The following is a 573-nucleotide window of genomic DNA, read 5'->3' on the forward strand; positions in this document are numbered from 1 at the left end:
AAGCGGAACTCATGCAGCGCTTCGGCATCGACCGCAGCGCTGCGCTCCTGTCCGGCGCCTCGGCCTCGGCGAATCCGGGGCAATTGACCGCTGGCCTGTTAAGTGTGGCGCAGGCGCGCGGGGCCGAAATCGCCTCGCCCGTGGAAATTACAGATCTGGCGGAAACCGGCGACAGCGCCGCCCTTGCCACCCGCGAGGGCGGGGTGCTGACCGCAGAGCAGGTGGTCTTTTGCACCGGCTACGACTTCCTGCCGGTGATGGAAAGCCGCGCGCATCGCATCACCTCGACCTGGGCGCTGGCCAGTCACCCCCGCATCGCACGGCCCGACTGGCTGGACCGCTCGCTGGTTTGGGAGGCATCGGAGCCCTACCTGTATTTCCGCAGCGCACGTGATGGCCGGATCATCGCGGGCGGCGAAGACATGGACGACCCAGAAGCCTACCGAGACCCAGCGCGGCTGCATGCTAAAGCCCGGCGCATCGCGCTGAAATTGCGCAATCTTTGCGGAATCGAGATCGGTTCGCCCGCCTATGTCTGGGCTGCACCCTTCGGCAATACCAGCGACGGCCTGC

General features: G+C 66.5%; 1 protein-coding gene. It reads left to right on the forward strand.

The window, feature by feature from the left end:
- Positions 1 to 11 precede the first annotated feature (11 nt).
- A partial coding sequence (locus IB235_RS26055; protein ID WP_225612630.1) for an FAD-binding oxidoreductase occupies positions 12 to 573 on the forward strand: 562 nt, incomplete at its 3' end.

The sequence above is a fragment of the Paracoccus sp. PAR01 genome (assembly GCF_014851995.1).
Lineage (GTDB): Bacteria > Pseudomonadota > Alphaproteobacteria > Rhodobacterales > Rhodobacteraceae > Paracoccus > Paracoccus litorisediminis.